At 73.6% G+C, this 22465-nt stretch carries 19 protein-coding genes, 1 pseudogene and 1 riboswitch; of the genes and pseudogenes, 10 read left to right on the forward strand and 10 right to left on the reverse strand.

Annotation, left to right across the window (positions count from 1 at the left end; translation table 11 throughout):
- Positions 1 to 335 precede the first annotated feature (335 nt).
- Positions 336 to 1616 carry an SGNH/GDSL hydrolase family protein gene (locus ACFP3U_RS33225; protein WP_380229482.1) on the forward strand — a complete coding sequence of 427 codons (1281 nt, stop codon included), beginning with the start codon at positions 336 to 338 and terminating at the stop codon, positions 1614 to 1616.
- 46 nt (positions 1617 to 1662) lie between these two features.
- Here ACFP3U_RS33225 and ACFP3U_RS33230 read toward each other — a convergent pair whose 3' ends face one another.
- The 3 genes from ACFP3U_RS33230 to ACFP3U_RS33240 all read right to left on the reverse strand — a co-directional run bounded on the left by ACFP3U_RS33230 (position 1663) and on the right by ACFP3U_RS33240 (position 4898).
- Entirely contained in the window at positions 1663 to 2376 is a 714-nt protein-coding gene (locus tag ACFP3U_RS33230; RefSeq protein WP_380229483.1) for an IclR family transcriptional regulator, read from the reverse strand.
- 196 nt (positions 2377 to 2572) lie between these two features.
- Positions 2573 to 2715: riboswitch (SAM riboswitch) on the reverse strand.
- A 185-nt stretch (positions 2716 to 2900) separates the two neighbouring features.
- Positions 2901 to 4490 (reverse strand): DEAD/DEAH box helicase, encoded by a 1590-nt coding sequence (locus ACFP3U_RS33235; protein ID WP_380229484.1) that lies wholly within the window; start codon positions 4488 to 4490, stop codon positions 2901 to 2903.
- Between the two features lie 204 nt (positions 4491 to 4694).
- Positions 4695 to 4898 carry a cold-shock protein gene (locus ACFP3U_RS33240; protein WP_030303996.1) on the reverse strand — a complete coding sequence of 68 codons (204 nt, stop codon included), beginning with the start codon at positions 4896 to 4898 and terminating at the stop codon, positions 4695 to 4697.
- 497 nt (positions 4899 to 5395) lie between these two features.
- Between ACFP3U_RS33240 and ACFP3U_RS33245 the strand changes: the two genes are divergently transcribed.
- A complete protein-coding gene (locus tag ACFP3U_RS33245; RefSeq protein ID WP_030303994.1) occupies positions 5396 to 5623 on the forward strand; it encodes a hypothetical protein in 228 nt (75 codons plus the stop codon).
- Positions 5624 to 5697: 74 nt separating this feature from the next.
- Here ACFP3U_RS33245 and ACFP3U_RS33250 read toward each other — a convergent pair whose 3' ends face one another.
- The 5 genes from ACFP3U_RS33250 to ACFP3U_RS33270 are packed head-to-tail and all read right to left on the reverse strand — an operon-like array spanning position 5698 to position 9911.
- Positions 5698 to 6267 carry a hypothetical protein gene (locus ACFP3U_RS33250; RefSeq protein WP_380229485.1) on the reverse strand — a complete coding sequence of 190 codons (570 nt, stop codon included), beginning with the start codon at positions 6265 to 6267 and terminating at the stop codon, positions 5698 to 5700.
- Positions 6267 to 7661 (reverse strand): hypothetical protein, encoded by a 1395-nt coding sequence (locus ACFP3U_RS33255; RefSeq protein ID WP_380229486.1) that lies wholly within the window; start codon positions 7659 to 7661, stop codon positions 6267 to 6269. Before ACFP3U_RS33255 ends, ACFP3U_RS33250 begins: the two co-directional genes overlap by 1 nt.
- Positions 7658 to 8467: an ABC transporter ATP-binding protein gene (locus ACFP3U_RS33260; RefSeq protein ID WP_380229487.1), complete on the reverse strand. Its 810-nt coding sequence runs from the start codon at positions 8465 to 8467 to the stop codon at positions 7658 to 7660. The genes ACFP3U_RS33255 and ACFP3U_RS33260 overlap by 4 nt, the downstream gene beginning before the upstream one ends.
- A 32-nt stretch (positions 8468 to 8499) precedes the next feature.
- The gene (locus ACFP3U_RS33265; protein WP_380229506.1) at positions 8500 to 9300 is read right to left on the reverse strand and encodes a zf-HC2 domain-containing protein; all 801 of its coding nucleotides are present in this window, start codon (positions 9298 to 9300) and stop codon (positions 8500 to 8502) included.
- Positions 9301 to 9350: 50 nt separating this feature from the next.
- The gene (locus tag ACFP3U_RS33270) at positions 9351 to 9911 is read right to left on the reverse strand and encodes an RNA polymerase sigma factor (RefSeq protein WP_380229488.1); all 561 of its coding nucleotides are present in this window, start codon (positions 9909 to 9911) and stop codon (positions 9351 to 9353) included.
- Between the two features lie 234 nt (positions 9912 to 10145).
- Here ACFP3U_RS33270 and ACFP3U_RS33275 point away from each other — a divergent pair, with 234 nt between their 5' ends.
- Positions 10146 to 11882: an amidase gene (locus ACFP3U_RS33275; protein ID WP_380229489.1), complete on the forward strand. Its 1737-nt coding sequence runs from the start codon at positions 10146 to 10148 to the stop codon at positions 11880 to 11882.
- An 81-nt stretch (positions 11883 to 11963) separates the two neighbouring features.
- On the opposite strand, the gene ACFP3U_RS33280 is transcribed toward ACFP3U_RS33275, so the two are convergent.
- Entirely contained in the window at positions 11964 to 15272 is a 3309-nt protein-coding gene (locus ACFP3U_RS33280) for an AfsR/SARP family transcriptional regulator (protein ID WP_380229490.1), read from the reverse strand.
- A 193-nt stretch (positions 15273 to 15465) separates the two neighbouring features.
- On the opposite strand from ACFP3U_RS33280, the gene ACFP3U_RS33285 reads away from it, so the two are divergent.
- The 6 genes and pseudogenes from ACFP3U_RS33285 to ACFP3U_RS33310 all read left to right on the forward strand — a co-directional run.
- A complete protein-coding gene (locus tag ACFP3U_RS33285) occupies positions 15466 to 16611 on the forward strand; it encodes an oxidoreductase (RefSeq protein ID WP_380229491.1) in 1146 nt (381 codons plus the stop codon).
- A 172-nt stretch (positions 16612 to 16783) separates the two neighbouring features.
- Positions 16784 to 18187, forward strand: a complete 1404-nt coding sequence (locus ACFP3U_RS33290) for an extracellular catalytic domain type 1 short-chain-length polyhydroxyalkanoate depolymerase (RefSeq protein ID WP_380229492.1) — start codon at positions 16784 to 16786, stop codon at positions 18185 to 18187.
- Between the two features lie 175 nt (positions 18188 to 18362).
- Complete coding sequence (locus ACFP3U_RS33295) at positions 18363 to 18773, forward strand: VOC family protein (protein WP_380229493.1); 411 nt, start codon at positions 18363 to 18365, stop codon at positions 18771 to 18773.
- Positions 18774 to 18862: 89 nt separating this feature from the next.
- Positions 18863 to 19327 (forward strand): helix-turn-helix transcriptional regulator, encoded by a 465-nt coding sequence (locus ACFP3U_RS33300; RefSeq protein ID WP_380229494.1) that lies wholly within the window; start codon positions 18863 to 18865, stop codon positions 19325 to 19327.
- Positions 19328 to 19411: 84 nt separating this feature from the next.
- Positions 19412 to 19825 carry a VOC family protein gene (locus tag ACFP3U_RS33305; protein ID WP_380229495.1) on the forward strand — a complete coding sequence of 138 codons (414 nt, stop codon included), beginning with the start codon at positions 19412 to 19414 and terminating at the stop codon, positions 19823 to 19825.
- Between the two features lie 10 nt (positions 19826 to 19835).
- Positions 19836 to 19904: pseudogene (locus ACFP3U_RS33310) on the forward strand (YdeI/OmpD-associated family protein); the annotation flags it as partial.
- Positions 19905 to 20062: 158 nt separating this feature from the next.
- Here ACFP3U_RS33310 and ACFP3U_RS33315 read toward each other — a convergent pair.
- Positions 20063 to 20620: a hypothetical protein gene (locus ACFP3U_RS33315; protein WP_380229496.1), complete on the reverse strand. Its 558-nt coding sequence runs from the start codon at positions 20618 to 20620 to the stop codon at positions 20063 to 20065.
- A gap of 830 nt (positions 20621 to 21450) precedes the next feature.
- On the opposite strand from ACFP3U_RS33315, the gene ACFP3U_RS33320 reads away from it, so the two are divergent.
- A complete protein-coding gene (locus ACFP3U_RS33320; protein ID WP_380229497.1) occupies positions 21451 to 22395 on the forward strand; it encodes a Gfo/Idh/MocA family protein in 945 nt (314 codons plus the stop codon).
- The last annotated feature ends 70 nt before the right edge of the window (positions 22396 to 22465 follow it).

Raw genomic sequence — 22465 nt, forward strand, 5'->3', positions numbered from 1 at the left:
CGACGTTTCAAACTCTAGCCGATCCCCGCCCCGAAAGGCGAATCCGGCCGCAATCATCCGAAATGAGCACGCCAAAGAAACCCGATGCCGGGCCGCGCTGGTGTTTCCAGAGGATTGGCCGCTCCGGGACCGTCCGCGCTGTTGCGTGTCCGGTGCTCCCTGCCAAGCGACTGGGCGACAGTACTCCTCCGCCGAGCCCAAAACAAATCGCCCCGTCGGGGGCCGGGCCACGACCGCACGCGGACCGCACCGGCCCGGCCGACCCCGTGTCACATTTCCTCGCCGCAGGGAGTCAGTGGTCATGAGACCGACCGACACGCCCCGAGGAGGGCCCCATGAATCCGCTGAATCCGCTCAGCCGCGTCGCTTCCGTCGCCGCACTGACCGCCGCCCTGTCGATCACCGCGACCGCCGCCCCCGCCTCGGCCGGCTCGGCGCACGCGCAGCGCTGGTCGGCCGCGTGGTCCGCGTCGATGATGCGGCCCTCCACGGCGCCCTGGTTCGCGACCTGGGCCGAGCAGGGCTTCGACCACCAGTCGGTGCGGGAGGTGGTGCGGCTCAGCACGGGCGGCAAGTCCGTCCGGTTCCGGCTGTCCAACCTCTACGGGACGACTCCCCTGCGGCTGACCGGCGCCGGCGCCGGCCGGGCCGCCGACGGGGCGGCCGTCGTCCCAGGGACGCTGCGGCCGTTGCGCTTCGCGCACCGGGACTCCGTCGTCGTCCCGGCCGGCGGGGAGGTGCTCAGTGACCCGGTGCCGCTGCCGACGGCGGCCGGCGACCGGGTCGCGCTGACCCTCTACTTCGACGGCCCGACCGGCCCGGCCACCTACCACCAGCTCTCGATGACCACCACGTACCGGGCCGACGGCGACCACCGCGGTGACACCGGCGCGGCGGCGTTCGGCGACGCCGTCCGCCCCGGATACGGCTCCTGGTACTACCTGAGCGGCGTCGAGGTCACCGGCGGGCGGCCGGTGGGCAGGGCGGTGGTGGCGTTCGGCGAGTCCACCACCGACGGGTTCGGGGCCACCGTCGACGGGGACGACCGCTACCCCGACCGTCTCGCCGAACGGCTCCTCGCCGCCGACCGGCCGCGCCCCGTGCTCAACGCCGGCATCGGCTCGAACAAGATGCTCGCCGATTCCGCCTGCGCCGGGGAGAGCGCCCTGGCCCGCTTCGAGCGCGACGTGCTCGACCAGCCGAACGTCGGCACCGTGATCGTCTCGCACGGTGTGAACGACATCCTCCGCGCCGGCGACCAGGTCTGCGGGGTGGACCGCGACGACCCGCCCGTCACGCTCCAGCGGCTGATCGACGCCCACCGCGCCCTGATCCGCACCGCCCACGCCCGTGGCGTCAAGGCCGTCGGCGCCACCCTGATGCCCTTCGGCGGCGCACCGTTCTGGAGTGAGCGGACCGACCGGCTGCGTCGCGACCTGAACGAGTGGATCCGCTCGTCCGGCGCGTACGACGCGGTGGCCGACTTCGACCGGGCGATCGACCCGGCGGGCACCGGCGCCATCCCGGACGGCTACCACGCCGGCGACCACCTCCACCCCAGCCCGCTCGGCTACCGGGCCATGGCCGACAGCGTCGATCTCGACAGCCTGCGGTGACCGCAGGAGCGGACAACAGGGCGGCGGTGGAGGGCGGTTGAGCCGGTCAGGGGCGGCGGAGCGACTCGGTGAGGCGGTCCGCCGCCTCGACGACGACCGAGGAGAGCAGGGCGCCGGGGTGGCGGGTGAGCCGTTCGATCGGACCGGAGACCGTGACGGCGGCCACCACCCGGTTGGCCGGTCCGCGGACGGGCGCGGAGACGGAGGCGACACCGATCTCGCGCTCCCCGATCGACTGGGCCCAGCCCCGGCGCCGCACCCCGCTCAGGGCCGTCGCGGTGAACCGGGCCCCCTGAAGGCCGCGGTGGAGCCGCTCGGGCTCCTCCCAGGCGAGCAGGACCTGGGCGGCGGCGCCGACCTTCATCGGGAGGGTGACCCCCACCGGCACGGTGTCCCGCAGGCCGGAGAGGCGCTCGGCGGCGGCCACGCAGATCCGGACCCCGCCCTGGCGGCGGTAGAGCTGGGCGCTCTCGCCGGTGAGGTCGCGCAGCCCGCTGAGGACCGGGCCGGCGGCGGCCAGCAGCCGGTCCTCACCGGCGGCGGCCGACAGCTCCCCGAGCCGGGGGCCGAGGATGAACCGGCCCTCCACGTCCCGGGCGACCAGGCGGTGCTGTTCGAGTGCGACGGCGAGCCGGTGGGCCGTGGGCCGCGCCAGGCCGGTCACCGCGACCAGGCCGGCCAGGGTGGCGGGGCCGGCCTCCAGGGTGCCGAGGATCGAGGTGACCTTGTCGAGCACGCCGACGCCGCTCGTGTTCTCCATGGATGTACTCCGTCTCAGATCCCGTGAGCCGCGCATGGGCCCGCTCACGGAGACTCCCCGCAGGGAGCCGGGGGGGTGGTCAGCGAGGGCGGGCCGCAGAAGTCGGCCGATTGCCTGCGCCGGGCACGAGACGGGTACGCGGAAGGCCCGGGACGGGAAGCGCCCGGGGGAAGGACAGCACTGAGAGCACCGTGTCTCCTCATCTTTCCCGCGCCACATTGGCGACAGGCCGGAGTTGGCACTGATCCCGGACGGCACGGCGCGTACTTCGGACGCCGGGTCGAACGGGGAGCTGCCGGGGCTTCGTAGGGCCGGTCCCTCCACCCCTCTGGATGATTCGCGAGGAACGATACAAGACTTCCCCGCCGGCTCGCCAAGCTTTACCGCTGCCAGCCCGCAGGCAGCAGGCAGCAGGCAGCAGGCAGCAGGCAGCAGGGGCGGAACGGGCGACGGCCCGAGAAACCCGACGAGCCCGGTCCGCAGCTGCGGACCGGGCTCGTCGGCGCCTCACGGCGAGGGCGGTGCTACGCGGCGACGGTGGCGCGCCGGGGCGGGCGGCGACGGCCGGTGGAGCCCTGGGCGTCGCGGCCGGAGCCGGTGCGGGTGCCGCCGGCCGTACGGGTGTCGCCGCCGGTCCGGGTGTCGCCGGCCGTGCGGGTGGAGCGGCCTCGGTGACCCCGGCTCGCGGACGGGCTGCGGCGCGGGCGCTCGACCACGGGGTCGGGAATCACGGTGGGGACGCCGGTGGGCACCCGGGCGCCGGTGATCCGGGCCAGGTCCTCATCGCCGGCGGTGACCCGGGTGGTGACGGGGGTGATGGCCGCCGTCGCCATCAGGCGGGTCATCGCGCGGCGCTGGTTGGGCAGCACCAGCGTGACCACGGTGCCGGACTCGCCGGCCCGGGCGGTGCGGCCGCCCCGGTGGAGGTAGTCCTTGTGGTCGGTCGGCGGGTCCAGGTTGACGACCAGGTCGAGGCCGTCGATGTGGATGCCCCGGGCGGCGACGTTGGTCGCGATCAGGGCCGTGACCTGGCCGGTCCGGAACTGGTCCAGGGTGCGGTTGCGCTGGGGCTGGGACTTGCCGCCGTGCAGGGCCGCGGCCTTCACCCCGTTCGCGAGCAGGTCCGCCACCAGGCGGTCGGCGCCGTCCTTGGTGTCGGTGAACATGATCACCCGGCCGTCCCGGGACGCGATGTGGGCGATCGTGGCGCCCTTGTCGAAGTTCTGCACGTGCAGGACGTGGTGCTCCATGGTGCTCACCGCGCCCGCCGACGGGTCCACCGAGTGGGTGACCGGGTCGTTGAGGAAGCGCCGCACCAGCCGGTCCACGTTGCGGTCCAGGGTGGCGGAGAACAGCATCGTCTGGCCGCCCTCGGCGACCTGCTCCAGGAGTTCGGTGACCTGCGGCAGGAAGCCCATGTCGGCCATCTGGTCGGCCTCGTCGAGCACCGTGATGCCGACCTCGTCGAGCCGGCAGTCACCGCGCTGGATCAGGTCCTTGAGCCGGCCGGGCGTGGCCACCACGACCTCGGCCCCGCGGTTCAGCGCCTGGGCCTGGCGTCCGATCGACATCCCGCCGACCGCGGTCGCCAGCCTCAGCCGCAGCGCGTGGGCGTAGGGGGTGAGGGCCTCGGTGACCTGCTGCGCGAGTTCGCGGGTGGGGACCAGCACCAGGGCCAGCGGGCGGCCCTTCTCGGCCCGGCGCCCGGCGGTGCGGGCCAGTACGGCGAGGCCGAAGGCGATGGTCTTGCCCGAGCCGGTGCGGCCGCGTCCGAGGACGTCGCGGCCGGCCAGCGAGTTCGGCAGCGTCGCGGCCTGGATCGGGAAGGGCGTGGTGACGCCCTGGCGGGTCAGTACCGACAGCAGGGCCTTCGGCATGTCCAGCTCGGCGAAGGACTCGACGGCGGGCAGGGCCGGGGTGGTGCTGACCGGCATCGCGAACTCGGCCGGCGCGGACGCGCCCTGGCCGGCGCCACGGCCGGGGGTCCGTCGGCCTCCGGCGGGCCGGGCGCCGTAGAAGGCGCCGCCACCCGAACGGGAGCCCCCCGCGGAGCGGGAGGCGGCGGCGGAGCGGGAGTTGGCGTTCTGATAGGGCGAGCGACTGGAACGGCTCATACGGGAAACCTTCCTCGGGGCGGCACGTCACGAGGAAGGCTCCATGGCGCGGAGCACCGGCGGAGACCGCAAGGAACGGGCCTGAACGGCCGAAACGGGCCGGAACGGCCGGGGATGCGCCGTGGCGCACATGCCGAGGGGCCCGCACCGAGCGTGTACGCGGTGCGGGCCCCTCGCTGCTTGGCGGGTGCCGTGGCAGAAGTACTACAGCGGGCGAATGTTCTCGGCCTGCGGGCCCTTCTGACCCTGCGTGACGTCGAACTCGACCTTCTGGCCCTCGAGCAGCTCACGGAAGCCGTTGGCGTTGATGTTCGAGTAGTGGGCGAACACGTCCGGACCGCCACCGTCCTGCTCGATGAAGCCGAAGCCCTTTTCCGAGTTGAACCACTTCACGGTGCCATTAGCCATAAAAATTTCTCCTTCAAAGCGTCCGGAGCGCACACAGCGTGTGCTCCGAGTCGCCGCACAAGCACCCACCCGGGGAAGAGCCGGGTAAACAAAAATGCGCCTGCGAAACATCAGCAGGCGCACACAAAGTTCATGGGGACCACTACTGCAACTAGGTCGACTCTAGCAGGCTCGGGCTCGCCGCGGGCGAATATTTCGCCCCCAATTTTTGAAAAGTGCTCCCGGGGCCGCCCGCCCCGGGCCGTCGCGGGCGCCAACGGGCCCCGGGCGCACGGTGGTTGGCGCGCTCGCGGGCCCTCCGAACCGACGGCGGGGGAGGGCGGATCCCACCGCCCTCCCCCGGTCGTGCCGCGGCGGCGAGGGCGCGCGGGCAATCCTCCGCGCCCACCCTGACCGCCCGCGCGCGGACCGCACCGACCTGCGACATTCCGCTCCGCTCGAACTCGCATGCGCCGAAAAGGGTTCGCTCCCGGGGTTTCCGGCGCATACTGGTGGGGATGACGAATTATTCAGCAGCGCGCCGCCCCCTCCCCAACAGCCCCTTCAAGGCTCCGGTGGAGGCACCCCGCAAGCACTTCACCGTCGGCGACCGGGTCACCCACGACCGGTACGGCCTCGGCCGTGTCATCGGCGTCGAGGGGGACGGCGACATCGCCGTCCTCGTCGACTTCGGGTCACGGCAAGAACGCGTCACCCCGCCGTACAGCGCGATGTACACCCTCTGAGCGCGATGTACTCCCTCTGACCCCGCTCGACCCCGACGATGTCCACCCCCTGACAACGGCCGGCGGCGCGCCCGTCACCGTCTCGGACCTGCCACGGCGTACACGACCGTCCCGGTCGCCAGCAGGATCCAGGCGGTCCAGCTGGACGCCGCCGTGCCCGGGGGGAAGGTCATCCAGCTGACCACCTCCCCCACCGTGCCGCGCGGGGCCGGGACGAGAAGGGTGAACGCGAGCCAGCCGGTCGGCAGGGTCCAGGCGAAGTGCGCCCCGCACAGCGCCGCCCCCAGCCCGGCCAGGCCGACCAGGCCCGCGCTGCCCCGGACCACCACCTCGGTGGGCGCGAGCTTCGCTCCCGCCGCCTGGGCCGCCAGCAGCGCCACGCCCGCACAGGCGCCGATCAGCAGCACGTGCGCCGCCCGGCGGGGCGCCCACCGGATCGCGGCCGTCCGCTCCAGCACCACGTCCCGCCCGCCGAGCCCGACGGACGCGGCCGCCACGTTCGCGGTGAGGACGACGACCGCCATCCCCAGGTCCAGCGGGCCCGGGCTGTGGAGCGCCCACACCGCCAGCGTGACGAGCGCGACGGCGGCGGCCGAGACGGGCACCTGCCGTGAACGGGCGTACAGCACCAGCCAACTGCTCATCAGGACGCCTCCCCCGCCAGCTTCGAAAGCTGGTCGTACCCCGTGCAGGAGACGGTGGCGTCGCGCAGTTCGGCGATCCGCGCGCGCTGCTCGGCCGGTGACCGCGCCGTCAGCTTCTGCCAGCCGAGCTCGGCGTCCTCCCAGGCCTTGAGCGAGTACACGTCGCTCTCCTTCTTCTCCAGCGGCTGGAGCCGGGCATCACGGAGGGCCCAGCTCACGGCGATGCTCTGGACGGCGATGCCACCGCTGTCCCCGCCCTCCCGGTCGCTGCGCCCATGGCAGTTCGGTGCCAGCCCCTGGGCGATCAGCGCGCGGGTCAGCCGCTCGCCCGTCGCGTCGGCGAGCAGGTGTTCGTCGAAGTCCACCAGCACCACGTCGGCGGAGAGTTCGCGGACGTCGCCGAGCGCGCGCAGCCGGGTGTCCTCCCGCACCGAGGTCGGCGCCTGGTCGCCCAGGGCGTCGTGCAGCACGCGCAGCGCCTCCTTGCCGCGGAGCGCCAGCTCGGGCAGGCGTGCGCGGTTCGCCCGCGTCACGCAGACCGGTCCGTCGCAGACCGGCGCGGCGGCGGCCCGGTCGACGACGTAGGTGTCGCGCGCCGCCGCCGGCAGGACCAGCAGGGCCAGGGCCGCGCCCACCAGGACGGGAACCACCGCGAGCAGCCGGGCCCGCCGGGTCACGGCCGACAGCAGGGCGAAGCCGGTGCCGAGCAGGCCGAGCAGCCAGAGCGTCTGACCGAGGTGCACCGAGCCGGACAGCGTCAGCAGCATCTCCCGCGGCTCCACCGTCACCGGGGACAGCTGGGCGAGCCGGTTCGGCGCGACGGTCGACGGCAGTGCCCCGTCACCGTTCTGCCCCAGGAACAGGCTGGTCAGAAGGGTGAGGACCACCAGGGCCGGCGGGGTGAGGACGAAGGGCAAGGCCCGCCCGACGCCCATCCCGAACACGGCCCCCGCGACGAGGGCCAGCGCCGCCACCAGCGAGACGGGCAGCCAGCCGAGGTGGGTGTAGTCGGTCGGGCCGAGCGCCACCTGGACGCCGCCCACGAGGACCACGAGGCCGAAGCCCGAAGCCGCCGCGAGCGCCATGGCGCCGGCCGGCACCGCCGCCCGGCGCCAGGCCGGCAGCGGTGTGGTGGCCAGCAGTTCGGCCATCCGCGAGCGGGACTCGCGCAGCCCGTACACCGCGCCCGTGCCCACCACCAGCGGCCACCAGAAGCCCAGCAGGTAGCGGGTCCACATGGCCATCGGCGTCCACTGGGCCGTCCAGCCCGCAGTGCCCTTCCACCAGATCCCGTCCATCAAGCAGAACACCGCCAGGCTGCCGCCCAGGACGACGAGGCCGGGCCACGGGGCGGCGGAGCGCCGCAGTTCGATCCCCAGGACACGCCCGTTCACCAGGTGCCTCCCGGCCGGCCGGAGGTGCTGAGCAGCGCCGAGTAGCCGCGCTCCAGGGGGCTGTCGCCCGGGAACTCGGCGCCGCCCGCCGCGGCCAGCTCGTCCGGTGTGCCCTGGAAGACCAGGCGGCCGTCGGCGAAGAGCACCACGTCGGAGCAGGCCGCCGCGACGTCCTCGACCAGGTGGGTGGAGACCAGCACGCAGGTGTCGCGGCCCAGTTCGTGCAGCAGTTCGCGGAAGCGCAGCCGCTGCGCCGGGTCCAGGCCGGCCGTCGGCTCGTCCAGCAGCAGCACGGCGGGGTCGTTGACGATGGCCTGGGCGATGCCGGCCCGCCGCACCATGCCGCCGGACAGCGTCTTCATCCGGTGGTCGGCGCGGTCCGCCAGGCCCACCCGTTCCACCGCCCGTTGGACGGCCGCGGGGACGGCGGCCTTCGGCACCTCCTTCAGCCAGGCCATGTACTCGACGAACTCGCGCACCGTGAAGCGCTTGTAGTAGCCGAAGTCCTGCGGCAGGTAGCCGATCCGGCGCCGCAGGGCCCGGTAGTCGCCGACCGCGCCGACGGTGGTGCCGAGCAGTTCCAGTTCGCCCTCGGTGGGGCGCAGCACGGTGGCCAGCGTGCGGATCAGGGTGGTCTTCCCCGCTCCGTTGGGCCCCAGCAGGCCGTGGGTGCCGATGCCCAGGTTGAGGTCGAGTCCGTCGACGGCCATTTTCTTCCGTCCGACGCGGACTCTCAGGCCGTCGGCCCGGATCTCCCAGGCGTAGGTCTTCGGCGCGGTGTCGGCCGCGCTCGTGGTGGGCGACATTCGGTGGTCCCTTTCGAGGGTCGGCGGTGGCTTCACAGCGTTGGGTAGGTGTTTCTGCGGGCGATCACGGCGGCGGTCGCGAGGGCGAGGAGCAGCCCCCAGACGGGCAGCCGGTCCGCTTGCAGGAGGAGCCGCAGGGCCGGGGGGACGCCGCCGGTGACCCAGGCGGGGACGAGGACCGCCGCGCCCCATGCGGCCATCAGTCCGACGGCGGCGCGGGTGACGCCGATGACGCTGCCCAGCGCCAGGGCGGTGGAGGTGAAGGCCAGGGAGGGCAGCAGCCACTGCGCGGCGGTTATCGTGCCGGTCAGCCAGCCCCCCACCAGCAGCCCGGGCACGACCACCAGGAGGACGGCGGTGGTGCGCCGGAGGAGCAGGGGCAGCCCGGCGCGGGCGGTGGAGGCGGTCAGTTCGTGCGCCGGGTCCAGTCGGCGCGACCAGGAGGCGGCGACGCCGAACAGCGGCAGCACCGGTGCGAGCGGCAGCACAGGGGAGGTGTCGCCGAGGAAGGTCGGCGCCGCGACGGCGTCCAGCAGCAGCGCCACCAGGGTGACGGCGCCGGTCATGGCCAGCCACGGGGCCATGACCGGCGTCAGCCAGGTCGGCGCCGAGCGTGCGAGGTGTCGCCGCGAGGGTGCCCGGACGGCCGCGTCCAGCTGCGGCTCCAGGCTGGCGCGGACGGTGTCGACCAGTGCGGCGATGTCGGGTGCCTCGGTGGCGACCGAGGCCGCCAGCCGGCTCCGGCACGGGGCGCAGGCCTCCAGGTGGGCCTCCAGCGCCCAGACCGTGTCGGCGGCGATGGTCGTGTCGCCCCGGGCGTAGTCGTCGATCAGTCGGCGGGACGCGTGTTCGGTGGGGCCGTTCGACTGTTCGTTCCGCTTGGTCACGCCAGTGCCTCCCGCATCGCGATCCGGGCCCGGCGGGCGCGGGTCTTGACCGTGCCTTCGGGCAGTCTGAGCAGGACGGCGGTCTCCCGGACGGAGAGTCCGTCGAGCACCGTGGCCTGCAGGACCTCGCGGAGTTCCGGCGCCAGTCGCCGCAGGGCGTCACCGACGTCGCCGCCCACCGTCCCGGCCAGGGCCTCGTCCTCCGCCGCGGGCACCACGGCCCGCTCGGCGGCGGCGACGGGCGGTTCGGCGTGGTGGGCGCGGCGGCGGAACGCGTCGACCAGGCGGCGCGCCGCGATCGTCCACAGCCATCCGACCGCCGACCCGCCGACGGCGCTCCCGGCGAACGCGCCGGCCGCGCGCCACACCGCCAGAAAGGTCTCCTGCATGACCTCGGCGACGATCTGCTCGTCCGCGCAGCGGCGGCGCAGCCGCACCGCCAGCCACGGCGCGGTGCGTCGGTACAGCTCGTCGAAGGCCCGGCGGTCGCCCTTGGCCACCAGCCGGACGAGGCGTTCCTCGTCCAGCTCGTCCAGTGCTCTCCTGCGTGATCTCACACCAGCCAGACGCCGGGATCGGCGCGCGGGTTCTGCGTTCGAGGTGACCTGCGTCACAGCCCGGGGGCCGGCCGTCGGGGCGCGGTAGGGTCGGGCGCCTCCGGCTCTGGTGGTGCTGGATCGGTCATCTAGACTGAAATTCCAGTCAGGCGACGGGAGGTGCGACGGCCCGCGCCCGTCCCGATCCCGATCCGACCCGATCCGACCCGATCCGACCAACCAGGAGACACCCGCATGGCGCGCGGATTCGATGTTGTGGAGACCTGTATCGCCGACCTGCGCGAGGCGCTGGAGAAGGGCGAGACCACCTCGGTCGAGCTGCTCGACGCCTACCTCGCCCGGATCGACGCCTACGACCGGCCCGGCACCGCCACCGCGCTCAACGCGATGGTCGTGATGAACCCGGACGCCCGCGCCGAGGCGGAGGCTTCGGACGTCCGCCGCGCGCGCGGCGAGACCCTCGGCCCGCTCGACGGCATCCCGTACACGGCGAAGGACAGTTACCTCGCGAAGGGGCTGACGGCCGCGGCCGGTTCGCCGGCCTTCGAGCACCTCGTCGCCCAGCGCGACGCCTTCGCCGTCGAACGGCTGCGCGCGGGCGGCGCCGTCCTCATCGGCCTCACCAACATGCCGCCGATGGCCAACGGCGGCATGCAGCGCGGCGTGTACGGCCGCGCCGAGAGCCCCTACAGCGCCGACTGGCTCACCAGCGCCTACGGCTCCGGCTCCTCCAACGGCTCCGGCACCGCGACGGCGGCCTCGTTCGGCGCCTTCGGCCTCGGCGAGGAGACCTGGTCCTCCGGCCGGGCGCCCGCGTCGAACAACGCCCTGTGCGCCTACACGCCCAGCCGCGGCGTCATCTCGGTGCGCGGCAACTGGCCGCTCGTCCCCACCATGGACGTCGTCGTCCCGCACACCCGCACCATGGCCGACCTGCTCGAACTGCTCGACGTCATCGTCGCCGACGACGCGGACACCCGCGGCGACCTCTGGCGGGCGCAGCCGTGGGTGGCGCTGCCCGCCGCCTCGCAGGTCCGGCCCGCGTCGTACCCCGCGCTCGCACCCGCCGACCGGGCGGCGGAGAGCGCCGCGCTCGCCGGTAAGCGGGTGGGCGTGCCCAGGATGTACATCAACGCCGACCCCGACGCCGGCACCAACCCCGACGGCGGCATCGGCGGCCAGACCGGGCAGCGGATCGACACCCGCCCCTCGGTGATCGCCCTGTGGGAAGCCGCGCGCCGCGACCTGGAGGCCGCCGGCGCCGAGGTGGTCGAGGTCGACTTCCCCGTCGTGACCAACTACGAATCCGACCGCCCCGGCGCCCCCTCGCTGCTCACCCGCGGTCTGGTCTCCCGCGACTTCCTCACCGTCGAGATCGAGGACCTGTCCGCCTGGGCCTGGGACGACTTCCTGCGCGCCAACGGCGACCCGGCGCTGGCCACCCTGGCCGAGGTCGACGGCGACCGGATCTGGCCCACGCAGCAGGGCGAACTCCCGGACCGCTACGCCGGGTTCGACGACTCGATCGGCGACTACCCGCGCCTGGTGCGCGAGCGCCCGTACGCCTCCTTCGCCGACATGCCGCACCTCGAAGAGGGGCTGCGCGGCCTGGAGGAGACCCGCCGGATCGACCTGGAGGAGTGGATGGACGAACTGCGCCTGGACGCGGTGGTGTTCCCCACGGCCGCCGACGTCGGCCCGGCCGACATGGACGTCTCCGAGGCCTCCGCCGAGCTCGGCTGGCGCAACGGCGTCTGGGTCGCCAACGGCAACCTGGCGCCCCGCCACCTCGGCATCCCCACGGTGACCGTGCCGATGGGCGCGATGGCGGACATCGGTATGCCCGTCGGCCTGACGTTTGCCGGTCGCGCCTATGACGACAACGCCCTGCTGGCCCTCGCCGCGGCCTTCGAGGCGACCGGCAGCCGGCGGACGGTGCCGCCGCGGACGCCGCGGCTGTCGGCGCGGTGATGTGACGGCGTAGCGGCGCCGCCCTCGGGGGTGTCGCTACGCCGTGGGGACCGCCTTCGGCCTCGGCGTCCGGCGTCCGGGTCAGGTTTCGGTGGCGGTGCGGACGGCGACCGCGAGCGGGAGGGACGCGCCCTCCTCGAAGGCGGCGGCGAAGCGGGCCGCGCCCAGGCCCGTACGGGCCGCGGCGGTGATCCGGTCGACGTCCGCGCGCTCGCCGCCCGGCGGGAGGGGCACACCGGCGCTCCGGCGGGCGGCGTCGGCGGCGCCCAGGAGCAGCGCGGCGCGGGTGAAGCCCGAGGTGCCGCCGACGGCCGCGGCCGCGCCGGCGGTGCCCTCCAGGGAGAGGGCGAGGGCGCGCGGTTCGGCCAACTCCCGGGCGTGGGCCAGGCCGTGGGCCTGGTGGACGGCGGCCTGTGCGGGCCGGCCGCGCAGTTCGGCGACGAAGCCGAGCTCCACCTCGATCAGGTGTCGTCCGGCCGTCGACGACGGGTAGTCGTCACGCATCGCCGTGAGGTGGCGCTCCGCCTCGTCGAGCTCGCCGGCGCGACGCGCGCCGAGGGCGAGGCCCATCACGGCGAACACCTCACCGAAGAGATGGCCCTGCTCGGCCGCCGCTCGGCGGGCCCGCTCCCAGTCGCCGGCCAGGAGCGCGAGCCGGCCCAGGCCCGCGAGGCAGTCGGAGGCTTCCACGGCCAGGCCGAGTTGCTCGGCGAGGCGCAGCCCGACGGTGTAGCGGGACTCGGCGTCGGTGTAGTCGCCCTCGATCTCGGCGAGCGTGGCGAGGGTCGGCACGGTCTGCAACTCTCCCCACCCGTCGCCGAGTTCGCGGAAGTCCGCGGCGGCGGTGCGGCCGTCGCGGCGGGCTGCCGCCAGGTCACCGGCGGCCAGCGCCGTCCGGGCCAGCAGGGCGTGACCGGCGGCGGTGCCCCAGCGGTCGCCCGCGGTGGCGCAGAGGTTCAGGGCGCGGGCGGCGACGGCGTGCGCCGCGACCGGGTCGCCGGCGTGGTGGAGGCCGTGGGCGAACAGCCAGAGCGCCCGGCCGCGCCGTACGGGGTCGGCGATGTCCGCCTCGGGGCAGTCCCGCTCGGGTGGGCGGTGGCCGGTGAGCATGGCGAACGCGCCGTGCAGGAGCTGGAGTTCGGCGAGCGTCGAGGTCGGGGTCGGGGTCGCGGTCGGGGTCGGCGCGCGGGTCGGGAGGGCGGCGGCGTCCAGGACGGCGGTCAGGGCGCGGCGTGCCTCGTGGAGCCGGCCGCGCAGCAGCCACCAGGGGCACAGAGCGGTGGCCGCGCGGGCCGCTCCGTCGAGGTCGCCGGTGCGCAGGAGGTGGTCGAGCGCGGCGCGGAGGTTGGCGGACTCGGCGTCCAGCAGGGCGAGTCGGTCCCGCTGCCCCGCCCCTCGCAGGTGGGCTTCGGACTGTTCGGCCAGCTCGCGGAAGTACGCGGCGTGGCGCCCCGCGGCGGCCGGGAACTCCCCCGCCTCGTGGAGCCGGTCGCGGGCGTAGGCGGCGACCGATTCCAGCAGGTCGTAGCGCGGGCCTGCACCGGTGTGCGCGGCCTCGACGAGCGAGCGGTCGACCAGGCGACCCACCAGGTCGAGGACGTCGTCACCGGTGATGCCGTCCCCCGCGCACACCGCCTCGGCCGCCCGCAGGGAGCAGCCGCCGACGGGAACGGCCAGGCGCCGCAGCACGGTTCGCTCGGGCGGGGTGAGCAGGTCCCAGCTCCAGTCGATCACCGCGCGCAGCGTCTGCTGCCGGACCGGGAGACCGCGCTGCCCGGAACCGAGGACGCGGAACCGGTCGCCGATCCGCGCCGCCAACTCCCGTACGCCCATGGCCCGTACGCGGGTGGCCGCGAGTTCCAGGGCGAGCGGGATGCCGTCCAGGCGGTGGCAGATCTCCGCGATGGCGGCTCTCGTGCCGTCGTCCGGCGGCTCCGCCATACCCGTCGGCGGGGCGAAGCCGGGTGCAGCCGACGCGGCGCGTTCGGCGAACAGCTGCGCGGCGGCCACCGGGTCGAGCGGGGCGACGGGGAACACCGCCTCGCCGGGCAGCCGCAGCGACTCCCGGCTGGTGGCCAGGACGCGCAGCCCCGGCGCGGTGTCCAGCAGTGTCGCGACCAGGTCGGCGGCCGGGTCGATCACGTGCTCGCAGTTGTCGAGGACGAGCAGGGCCCGGCGGTCGCGCAGGGCTGCGGCGAGGGCGGGGAAGGGGCCGGCCGTGGGCGCGGCCGGGACGGCGGTCCGGCGGATGCCGAGCGCCGTGGCCACCGCCTGGGCGAGGTCGGCCGCGTCGGCTCCGTCGGCGTCGGGTCCGGCGGGTCCGGCGGGTCCGGCGGGTCCGGCGGGTCCGGCGGCGGGTAGGGCCGCGAGTTCGACGAGCCGCACCCCGTCCGGCGCGCCGCCTTCGGGGTCGTCCGCGAGGCGGCGCGCGAGGGCCAGGGCGAGCCGGGTCTTGCCCACTCCCCCGGGGCCGGTCAGCGTCACCAGGCGCTCGGTGCGGGCGAGCCGGGCGAGGGTGTCCAGCGCGGGGCCGCGCCCGACGAGCGTGGTGCGTGGGGTCGGCAGGTTCGAGCGGTGGAACGCGTCCGGGTCCGACACCCGCTTGGCGGTCGCGTCCTGGGGCTCGACGGGCCTGGCGTCCGGAACGGCGGCGGGCAGCAGAGCGGCGTCCTGTCGCAGGATCGCCTCGTGCAGGGCCGCCAGTTCGGGACTCGGGTCGAGGCCGAGCTCGTCGACGAGCAGCGCCCGCAGTTCGCCGTACGCGGCCACCGCCTCGCTCTGCCGGCCGGCCCGGTACAGCGCCCGCATCTGTACGCCGCGCAACCGCTCGCGCAGGGGGTGCCGGTCCACCAGCTCGGCCACCTCGCCGAGCAGCAGCGGATCGTCGAACTCCAGGCGGGATTCCGCCAGTTCCTCGACGACGGCGAGCCGTTCCTCGGCCAGGCGCTGGGCGGCCGGGCGGACGAACCCCTCGTCGGCGAAGTCGGCGTACGGGCGTCCGCGCCACAGGTCCAGCGCCCGGGTGAGCACGGCCGCCCGGGCGCGCGCGTCGGCCTCGTCCCGGGCGCGTGCGGCCAGCGTCCGGAAGCAGACCGCGTCGACCTGGGCGGGGTCGTCGTCGAGCAGGAGCCGGTAGCCGGCCGGGTGGTGGGTCACCCGGTCGCGGCCGATCGCCCGGCGCAGCTGGGAGACCTTGGCCTGGAGTGCGTTGGCGGGGTTGGCGGGTGCGGCGTCGCCCCAGATGTCGTCGACGAGGCGGTCCGGCGACACCGGTCGGCCCTCGTGCAGCAACAGGGCGGCCAGCAGGGCCCGCACCTTGGTCTCGGGCACCCGCACGGGCGCACCGTCGCCGTCCCACACCGCCAACGGGCCGAGCACCCCGAACCTCATGGGACACACCCTACACAGCATGATCATCAGCTGGTCGGACCGGACCGTCGCAGGGTCGCAGCCCCGGTCACCGCTTGGCCGCCGTCGGACCGTCAGCAGACCATCAGCGGAGCCGAAGCGGGCTGCGGGAATGTCTGTTCAGCGGGCCGGACAGCCCGGCCGACACCACCACGGACGACCGAGGAGCACGATCATGAGCACGAACACCCTGGTTCCCACGCACACGCCCACCGAGACCGACCGCACGGACTCCCCGCTGTTCCGGCCCGCCCGCCTCGGCGGCCTGCGGCTGGCGAACCGCCTGGTGATGGCCCCGATGACCCGCAACCGCGCGAGCGCCACGGGCGTACCGGAAGCGATCACGGCCACGTACTACGCCCAACGCGCGTCGGCCGGGCTGATCATCGCGGAGGCCACCACGCCCAACGCGGTGGGCGCCACCTACCCCAACATCCCGGCCATCCACGACGATTCGCACGTCGCCGGGTGGCGAACCGTCACCGAGGCCGTCCGGGCGGCGGGCGGGCAGATGTTCCTCCAACTCCAGCACGGCGGCCGGGTCGGGCACCCCGAGACCAGCGGACACCACCCGCTCGCCCCGTCACCGGTGCCGATGCCCGGCACGATCGTCACCCCGTCGGGGCACCGGGAGAACGTCGTCCCGCGCGCGATGACCGAGCAGGAGATCGGCGCCACCGTCGCCGATTTCGCCGCCGCGGCGCGCCGGGCCGTGGACGCGGGCTTCGCCGGGGTCGAGATCCACGCCGCGAACGGGTACCTGCTCCACCAGTTCCTCTCCCGCCACACCAACCACCGCACCGACGGCTACGGCGGGTCGGTCGCCAACCGCGTCCGCCTCACCGTCGAGGTGGTCCGCGCGGTCGTCGAGGCGATCGGCGCCGAGCGGGTCGGGGTGCGCGTCGCCCCCGGTGTCACCGCCAACGCCATGGCGGAGGACGACGTCGAGGACGTCTACCCGGCACTCCTGGGCGCCCTCGACGGCCTCGGCCTCGCCTACCTGCACGTCGTCTTCGCCGACCCGGACCAGCCGCTGTTCCGCACCCTGCGCGAGGCCTGGTCCGGCCCGCTGATCGCGAACCCGGCGCTGCCCTGGCCCGGCCCGCTGCCCGCCGACGGCGGCCGCGACGCCGCCGAGCGCCTGCTGGACGCGGGCGCCGACCTGGTCTCCCTCGGCCGCTCCTTCCTCGCCAACCCCGACCTGGTCACCCGCCTGCGCACCGGAGCGCCGCTCAACCCGATCCGGGACGCCCACCTGATGTACGTGGGCGGCGAGACGGGCTACACGGACTACCCGGCTCTCGACCCGACTCTCGGCTGAACCAGCCGACCGACGCCGTGGCGTCACCCCCAACAGCGGTGCGGCTGTTGGGGGTTGACGACTATTGTCGGCCGACAGAAAAAATCTTGAGTGTTTCAGGGTTGTTTCTTCGGGGGTGGTGCGGGTTAATAATTCACGCCCACAACAAACCCGGACGGAGAGGTCCCCCACCATGCTGCGCTCCCGTTCACTCAAGTCCCGCTTACTGGGCTTAGCCGCCGCGGTCGGCCTCGCCGTCGGCCTGAGCCTCCAGGCAATCCCCCAGGCCACCGCCGCCCAATCCACCGCCCAGGCCAGCCCCCAGGCCGCCCCCCAGGCCGCTGCCGCCTCGCTGACGCAGATCACGAACTTCGGCAACAATCCGACCGGCCTGCAAATGCACCTGTACGTGCCGAACAACGTCAAGGCCAACCCCGCGATCCTGCTGGCCCTGCACGGTTGCCAGGGCTCAGGGCCCTACCTGTACTCGAGTCAGGACTTCGCCTCGCTGGCCGACCAGTACGGGTTCCTGGTCATCTACCCCTCGACGAACCCCGGTGGAAGCTGCTGGGACGTCTCCTCCGACCAGTCCATGACCCGCAACGGCGGCAGTGACCCGGTCGGGCTGATGTCGATGATCACCTACACGGAGCAGCGCTACGGCGGCAACCCCAACGCCGTGTACGTCACCGGGCAGTCGTCGGGCGCGATGATGACGAACGTGATGCTCGCCAACTACCCCGACGTGTTCAAGGCGGGCGCGGCGTTCATGGGCGTGCCCTACCACTGCTTCTACACCGGCACCGTCCGCGCCTGGAACGGGACCTGCGGCCAGGGCAAGCTCACCATGACCCCCCAGCAGTGGGGCGGCCTGGTGCGCAACACGGCGTACCCCGGCTACACCGGTCCGCGTCCGCGTGTACAGCTGTGGCACGGCACCACCGACGGCTCGGTGAACTACAACAACCTCGGTGAAGAGATCAAGCAGTGGACGGACGTCCTCGGCGTGAGCCAGACTCCCTCGTCCACCGACTCCCCCGCGGCCAACTGGACCCGCACCCGGTACAACAACAGCGCCGGCAAGACCCAGGTCGAGGCCTACAGCCTCGCCGGGACCGGGCACGAACTGCCGGTCAAGGGCTCCGTGATGGCCGCCAACGCCATCCGCTTCATGGGCCTGGACGCGGCGCCCCCCTCCGGCGGCGGTACGACCGGCGCGCTGCGCGCGGTGGACGCGGGCAAGTGCCTCACCGACGCGAACACGCAGCAGGGCACGCAGCAGCAGATCTACGCCTGCAACGGCGCCGCGAACCAGACCTGGACCCGGACGTCGTCCGACCAGCTGACCGTGACCGTGGGCGGCAGCACCCTGTGCCTGGACGCCAACGAGCACGCCACCACCCCCGGCACCAAGGCGATCGTCTGGACGTGCAACGGCCAGCCCAACCAGCAGTGGAAGCTGAACTCGAACGGCACCGTCACCGGGGTGCAGTCGGGGCTCTGCCTGGACGTGGCCGGTCTGGCCACCGCGGACGGCACGCCCGTCCAGCTGTGGACCTGCAGCGGCGGCAAGAACCAGCAGTGGACGCTGGGCTGACACCGCGTACGCGCAGCGCCCCCGGTTGGGGTTGGTTGAGGTACCCCCACCTACGCCAACCCCGCCGGGGGCGCTGTCCGGCTTGTTCACCGGTCTCGAATCGGTCCGGAATCGGTCAGGAATCGGTCAGGAATCGAGAAGCACGGTCCATGGAGTTGCCTCTAGCCTGCGCTCCATGGAGATCACCATTCACACGACCTCTCTTCCGCACGACGACCCGGATGCCTCGCTCGCCTTCTACCGCGACGTCCTCGGCTTCGAGGTCCGCAGCGACGTCGGGCAGGGCAGGGCGCGCTGGATCACGGTCGGCCCGGCCGGTCAGCCGGGCACGTCGATCCTGCTGGCGCCGCCCGCCTCCGACCCCGGCATCACCGAGGACGAGCGCCGCACGATCACCGAGATGATGGCCAAGGGCACCTACGGCTGGATCCTGCTGGCCACCCCGGACCTCGACGCCACGTTCGAGAAGGTGCAGGCGGGTGACACCGAGGTCGTCCAGGAGCCGACGGAGCAGCCGTACGGCGTCCGCGACTGCGCGTTCCGCGACCCCGCGGGCAACCTGGTCCGCATCCAGGAACTGCGCTGAGCCGTCTCGAACGCCTCGGATCAGCAGGCAACCTCGGGCGCTCGTAGGCGTCCATGGAGAGGGAAGAGGAACGACGGAGGGGGGCTCCCATGTGTGACCCGGAGTGGCGGCGCGCACGCGTCCAGGCGCAGCGGCTGGCCGATCTCGCGCGGCTGCGCCGTGTTCGCGACCGGATCGACCGGGAGTACGCGCAGCCGCTGAACGTGGAGGCGCTCGCCCGTGATGCCAACATGTCCGCCGGGCACCTGAGCCGGCAGTTCCGGGCCGCGTACGGCGAGTCGCCGTACGCGTACCTGATGACGCGCCGCATCGAGCGCGCGGCGGCGCTGCTGCGGCGGGGCGACCTCAGCGTCACCGAGGTCTGCTTCGCGGTCGGCTGCGCGTCACTGGGCACGTTCACCACCCGCTTCACCGAGCTGGTCGGCATGCCGCCCGGGGCCTTCCGGCGCCAGGCGGCGGACGCGGTGGAGGGGATGCCCGCGTGCGTGGCGAAGCAGGTCGCCAGACCGGTCAGGAATCGAGAAGCCCCGGCCTCGGCGCGGCCCGTAGCGTGATGGTCATGGCGACCACCGCTTCCACCGGCGGCCCGAGTTCGCCGCACATCTCGCAGAAATACGCAGAAATACAAGGAGTAAGCCATGAAGGCGCACGTCAGCTCGATCCTCCTCGGCGTCCGGGACATGGACCGGGCCAAGCGGTTCTACACCGAGGGGCTCGGCTGGAAGGTCCAGAACGACTTCGGCGTCTCGGTGTTCTTCGCCTCGGACGGCGCCTCGCCGGTCGGCTTCTACGAGCGCGCGGGCCTGGCCGGCCTGGTGGGCACGGAGGCGGAAGGCACCGGCTTCAGCGGACTGGTGCTGACCTACGTCGTCCGCAGCGAGGCCCGGGTCGACGAGATCATGGCCGAGGCCCAGAAGGCCGGCGCCACGGTCCTCAACCCCGCCGGCGCCCTCCCGTGGGGCGGCTACGGCGGCACCTTCGCCGACCCGGACGGCTACATCTGGAGCCTCGGCTACAGCGCCCAGGGCACCGACCAGCCCTACGCGGAGTAACCGCGCCGTCGAGAGCGCAAAGAAGCCCGAGACCCGCCAACGCCGCATCGAAAAGGCCATCACCACCCTGCGGGGCTGAACCCCGGCTGATGCCCGGCGAGCACCCGCTCGCCGGGCATCAGCCGTGGACGACCTCGTACTTGTCCCACTCGGAGCGGTAGCCCGCCCAGGCCCAGGTACTCCTTGAACCGTCCCAGGCTCACCACCGGGTCGTCCGGTGAACAGGACCGGTTCCGATCAGCTCGAACCAGTGCCGAACGGCAGCAGTTCGTAGGAGTCGCCGCCGTACGTGGCGTCGGGTGCCTTCCGAAGGAGGAACGCCACCGGGCCCGAGCGGTGGAGCGGGCTGTCAATGGCGACCTTCCGATCGGTGGCGAAGACCGCGTCCACACGGGGCTCCATGGCGTCCAACCAGCTCTTGGCGGCCGCCGGTTCCGCTCCTGGGTAGTCCAGGCCCGCGCAGTCGTGGAGGAAGTCGGCCTGCTTCACGGCGGCGGCCGTCACGTGGCAGGCCAACTTGATCAGGTCGCCGTCCAGGGACCACACGGCGGCGATCCACATCGTGGTGTCCCCGTCCTCCTTGACACCCGAGGTGTGCCAGACCGGCGGCCGGCCGGGGAAGTCGATCCTCTCCCGGGCTTTCAGCGTGATGCCCCAGGTGGTCACGAGGCCGTCCAGGTACGACTCGCCGCTGTATCCGGGCTTGATCACCTGGGCCACGGCGGCGACTCGGGGATCGGTGACGGCCACCGGTTCGGTGGGCCAGTCCGCCAGGCTCTGCGCGTCCGGGTCCACGGTGGAGGGTGCTGCCGTGCCTGCCGAGGACGGCGCACCCGGCGGGACCGCCCCGGGCTGAGTGTCCGAGCCCGCCGCGCCCCCTGTGGACGGTATCTCCGGGCCTTCGCCGGGGCCGAGTTCGACGGCTGCTTCGACTCCGGGCGGCTTCGGGTGCCTGTCGTTCGAGGTCGAGCATCCGGCCAGGAGAGCGAGGATCGCGGCGGCCGCTGCCGCGCGTGTCAGGGAGTGGGCGGGACTCAAGAACAGCTCCTTCGAGCGGGCGTGTCGTACGGTCGGCCGGAGCGGTCCCGGCATGCCTGACGACACCCGGCACCACCCATCGGCGTGATCCACATGAAACTTGACGTTACGTCAATTCTTCTAACACGGCGTAGCAATACCCCCGTGCCGCACCACGACCGCGACGTACAACTCCGCCACCACACTCGGGGCACAGCTCGGCGGCGGCCTCCGAACCGGGCCCGATACCCAGGACGTGCAGCGCGGTCACGATCGCGCTCGGTTCGCTGGTGACCAGGACGCAGTGCCGGCGGCCCGACAGCCGTTCTGCGGACGGCCGGCCTCGTCGGGTGGCTCCGGCCGGCCAGAACCAATAGACCAGCCACGGATCAACGCTGGATCCGGAAGGTGTACACGAGTTGTGGACGCAACATGGAGACTTACCTATCGGCGACTGATGGGCTGGGAACAAGCCACGTACGCCGCCACGTGACCGTGGCCGCGCTGGTGCGGCTGGCGGTGCTCCGACGATCGCCGCCCGGTCGGCGCCGGCTGATCGACCGAATGTCCGATGTTCCGATGTTCCGAGACGCTTTGGAGTCCTCACGATGAGCACCCGGATAGGCCGGCCCCGCATCGCCGTCGTCGGCGGCGGCGGAAGGATCGGCGGCACCCATGCCCGCAATCTCCTCAAGCTCGGAGCCGACGTCACGGCGGTCGAACCCGACCCGGCGCGCGCCGCGGCGCTCTCGGCCGGACTCGGCTGCCGCGTCGTCCCGGACGCGGCCGAACTGCCCGATGTGGACGGGGTCGTGGTGTGCACGCCGACCGACACCCATGAGGCCGTGGTCGCCGGCCTGCTGCCACGCGGGATCCCGGTACTGCTGGAGAAGCCGTGCACGGCACGGCCGGAGGCCAGCGCACGCCTCGGCGCGCTCGCCGACGAGGCCGGGGTGCCCCTGCGGATCGGCTTCCAACGCCGGTTCTCCCCGGAGTACGCCGCACTGCGGCAGGAGTACCGCGCCCGGTCCGAGGAGTTCGGGTTCGCCGTGTTCACCAGCCTGGACGGGGCCCCGCCGCCCCAGGGGTACCAGGTCGCCGGCGGCAGCCTCGCCTTCGACCTGCAGATCCACGACATCGACCTGGTCCTGTGGCTCTTCGGGTCCGAGGTCGTCGGGGTCTCAGCCTCCCAGGGCGGCGCCGGCGCGGCGGCCGACCTCCTGGTGACCACGTTGACGCTGGCCTGCGGGACGGTGTGCTCCGTCGTGAGCAAGCGGGCCAGTCCGGCCGGCTGCCAGGCCTATGCCGAACTCATCGGCTCCCGCACGCAGTTGGACACCCGGCCGCTCACCGCCCCGGGCCCGCACCCCGACTTCCGCTCCCGGTTCGCCGCGGCGTACCGCGCCGAGACGGCGGCGTTCCTCGCGTTCGTCGGCGGCGGGCCGGACGAACTGCCGCACTGGCGGGACGCGGTGGCCGCGGAGACGGTCTGCGCCCGGATCGACGAGGCACTCAGCCCGGCGGGCGCCTACGCCGGGGCATCCCTTGGCTGAGACCGGGTCGGGCCAGCGCGCGGGCGTTGGCCCCCACCTCAGCCGCCGCGGCGTACGCACCGGGCACTTC

This window comes from Kitasatospora misakiensis, assembly GCF_042656005.1.
GTDB lineage: Bacteria > Actinomycetota > Actinomycetes > Streptomycetales > Streptomycetaceae > Kitasatospora > Kitasatospora misakiensis.

Coding starts and splice junctions, on each gene's coding strand:
- ACFP3U_RS33235 (WP_380229484.1), bottom strand. CDS start 4,490: ATGAGCCGTTCCAGTCGCTCGCCCTATCAGAACGCCAACTCCCGCTCC.
- ACFP3U_RS33295 (WP_380229493.1), top strand. CDS start 18,363: ATGGAGATCACCATTCACACGACCTCTCTTCCGCACGACGACCCGGAT.
- ACFP3U_RS33245 (WP_030303994.1), top strand. CDS start 5,396: ATGACGAATTATTCAGCAGCGCGCCGCCCCCTCCCCAACAGCCCCTTC.
- ACFP3U_RS33280 (WP_380229490.1), bottom strand. CDS start 15,272: ATGAGGTTCGGGGTGCTCGGCCCGTTGGCGGTGTGGGACGGCGACGGT.
- ACFP3U_RS33260 (WP_380229487.1), bottom strand. CDS start 8,467: ATGTCGCCCACCACGAGCGCGGCCGACACCGCGCCGAAGACCTACGCC.
- ACFP3U_RS33305 (WP_380229495.1), top strand. CDS start 19,412: ATGAAGGCGCACGTCAGCTCGATCCTCCTCGGCGTCCGGGACATGGAC.
- ACFP3U_RS33320 (WP_380229497.1), top strand. CDS start 21,451: ATGAGCACCCGGATAGGCCGGCCCCGCATCGCCGTCGTCGGCGGCGGC.
- ACFP3U_RS33300 (WP_380229494.1), top strand. CDS start 18,863: ATGTGTGACCCGGAGTGGCGGCGCGCACGCGTCCAGGCGCAGCGGCTG.
- ACFP3U_RS33240 (WP_030303996.1), bottom strand. CDS start 4,898: ATGGCTAATGGCACCGTGAAGTGGTTCAACTCGGAAAAGGGCTTCGGC.
- ACFP3U_RS33290 (WP_380229492.1), top strand. CDS start 16,784: ATGCTGCGCTCCCGTTCACTCAAGTCCCGCTTACTGGGCTTAGCCGCC.
- ACFP3U_RS33250 (WP_380229485.1), bottom strand. CDS start 6,267: ATGAGCAGTTGGCTGGTGCTGTACGCCCGTTCACGGCAGGTGCCCGTC.
- ACFP3U_RS33225 (WP_380229482.1), top strand. CDS start 336: ATGAATCCGCTGAATCCGCTCAGCCGCGTCGCTTCCGTCGCCGCACTG.
- ACFP3U_RS33275 (WP_380229489.1), top strand. CDS start 10,146: ATGGCGCGCGGATTCGATGTTGTGGAGACCTGTATCGCCGACCTGCGC.
- ACFP3U_RS33230 (WP_380229483.1), bottom strand. CDS start 2,376: ATGGAGAACACGAGCGGCGTCGGCGTGCTCGACAAGGTCACCTCGATC.
- ACFP3U_RS33285 (WP_380229491.1), top strand. CDS start 15,466: ATGAGCACGAACACCCTGGTTCCCACGCACACGCCCACCGAGACCGAC.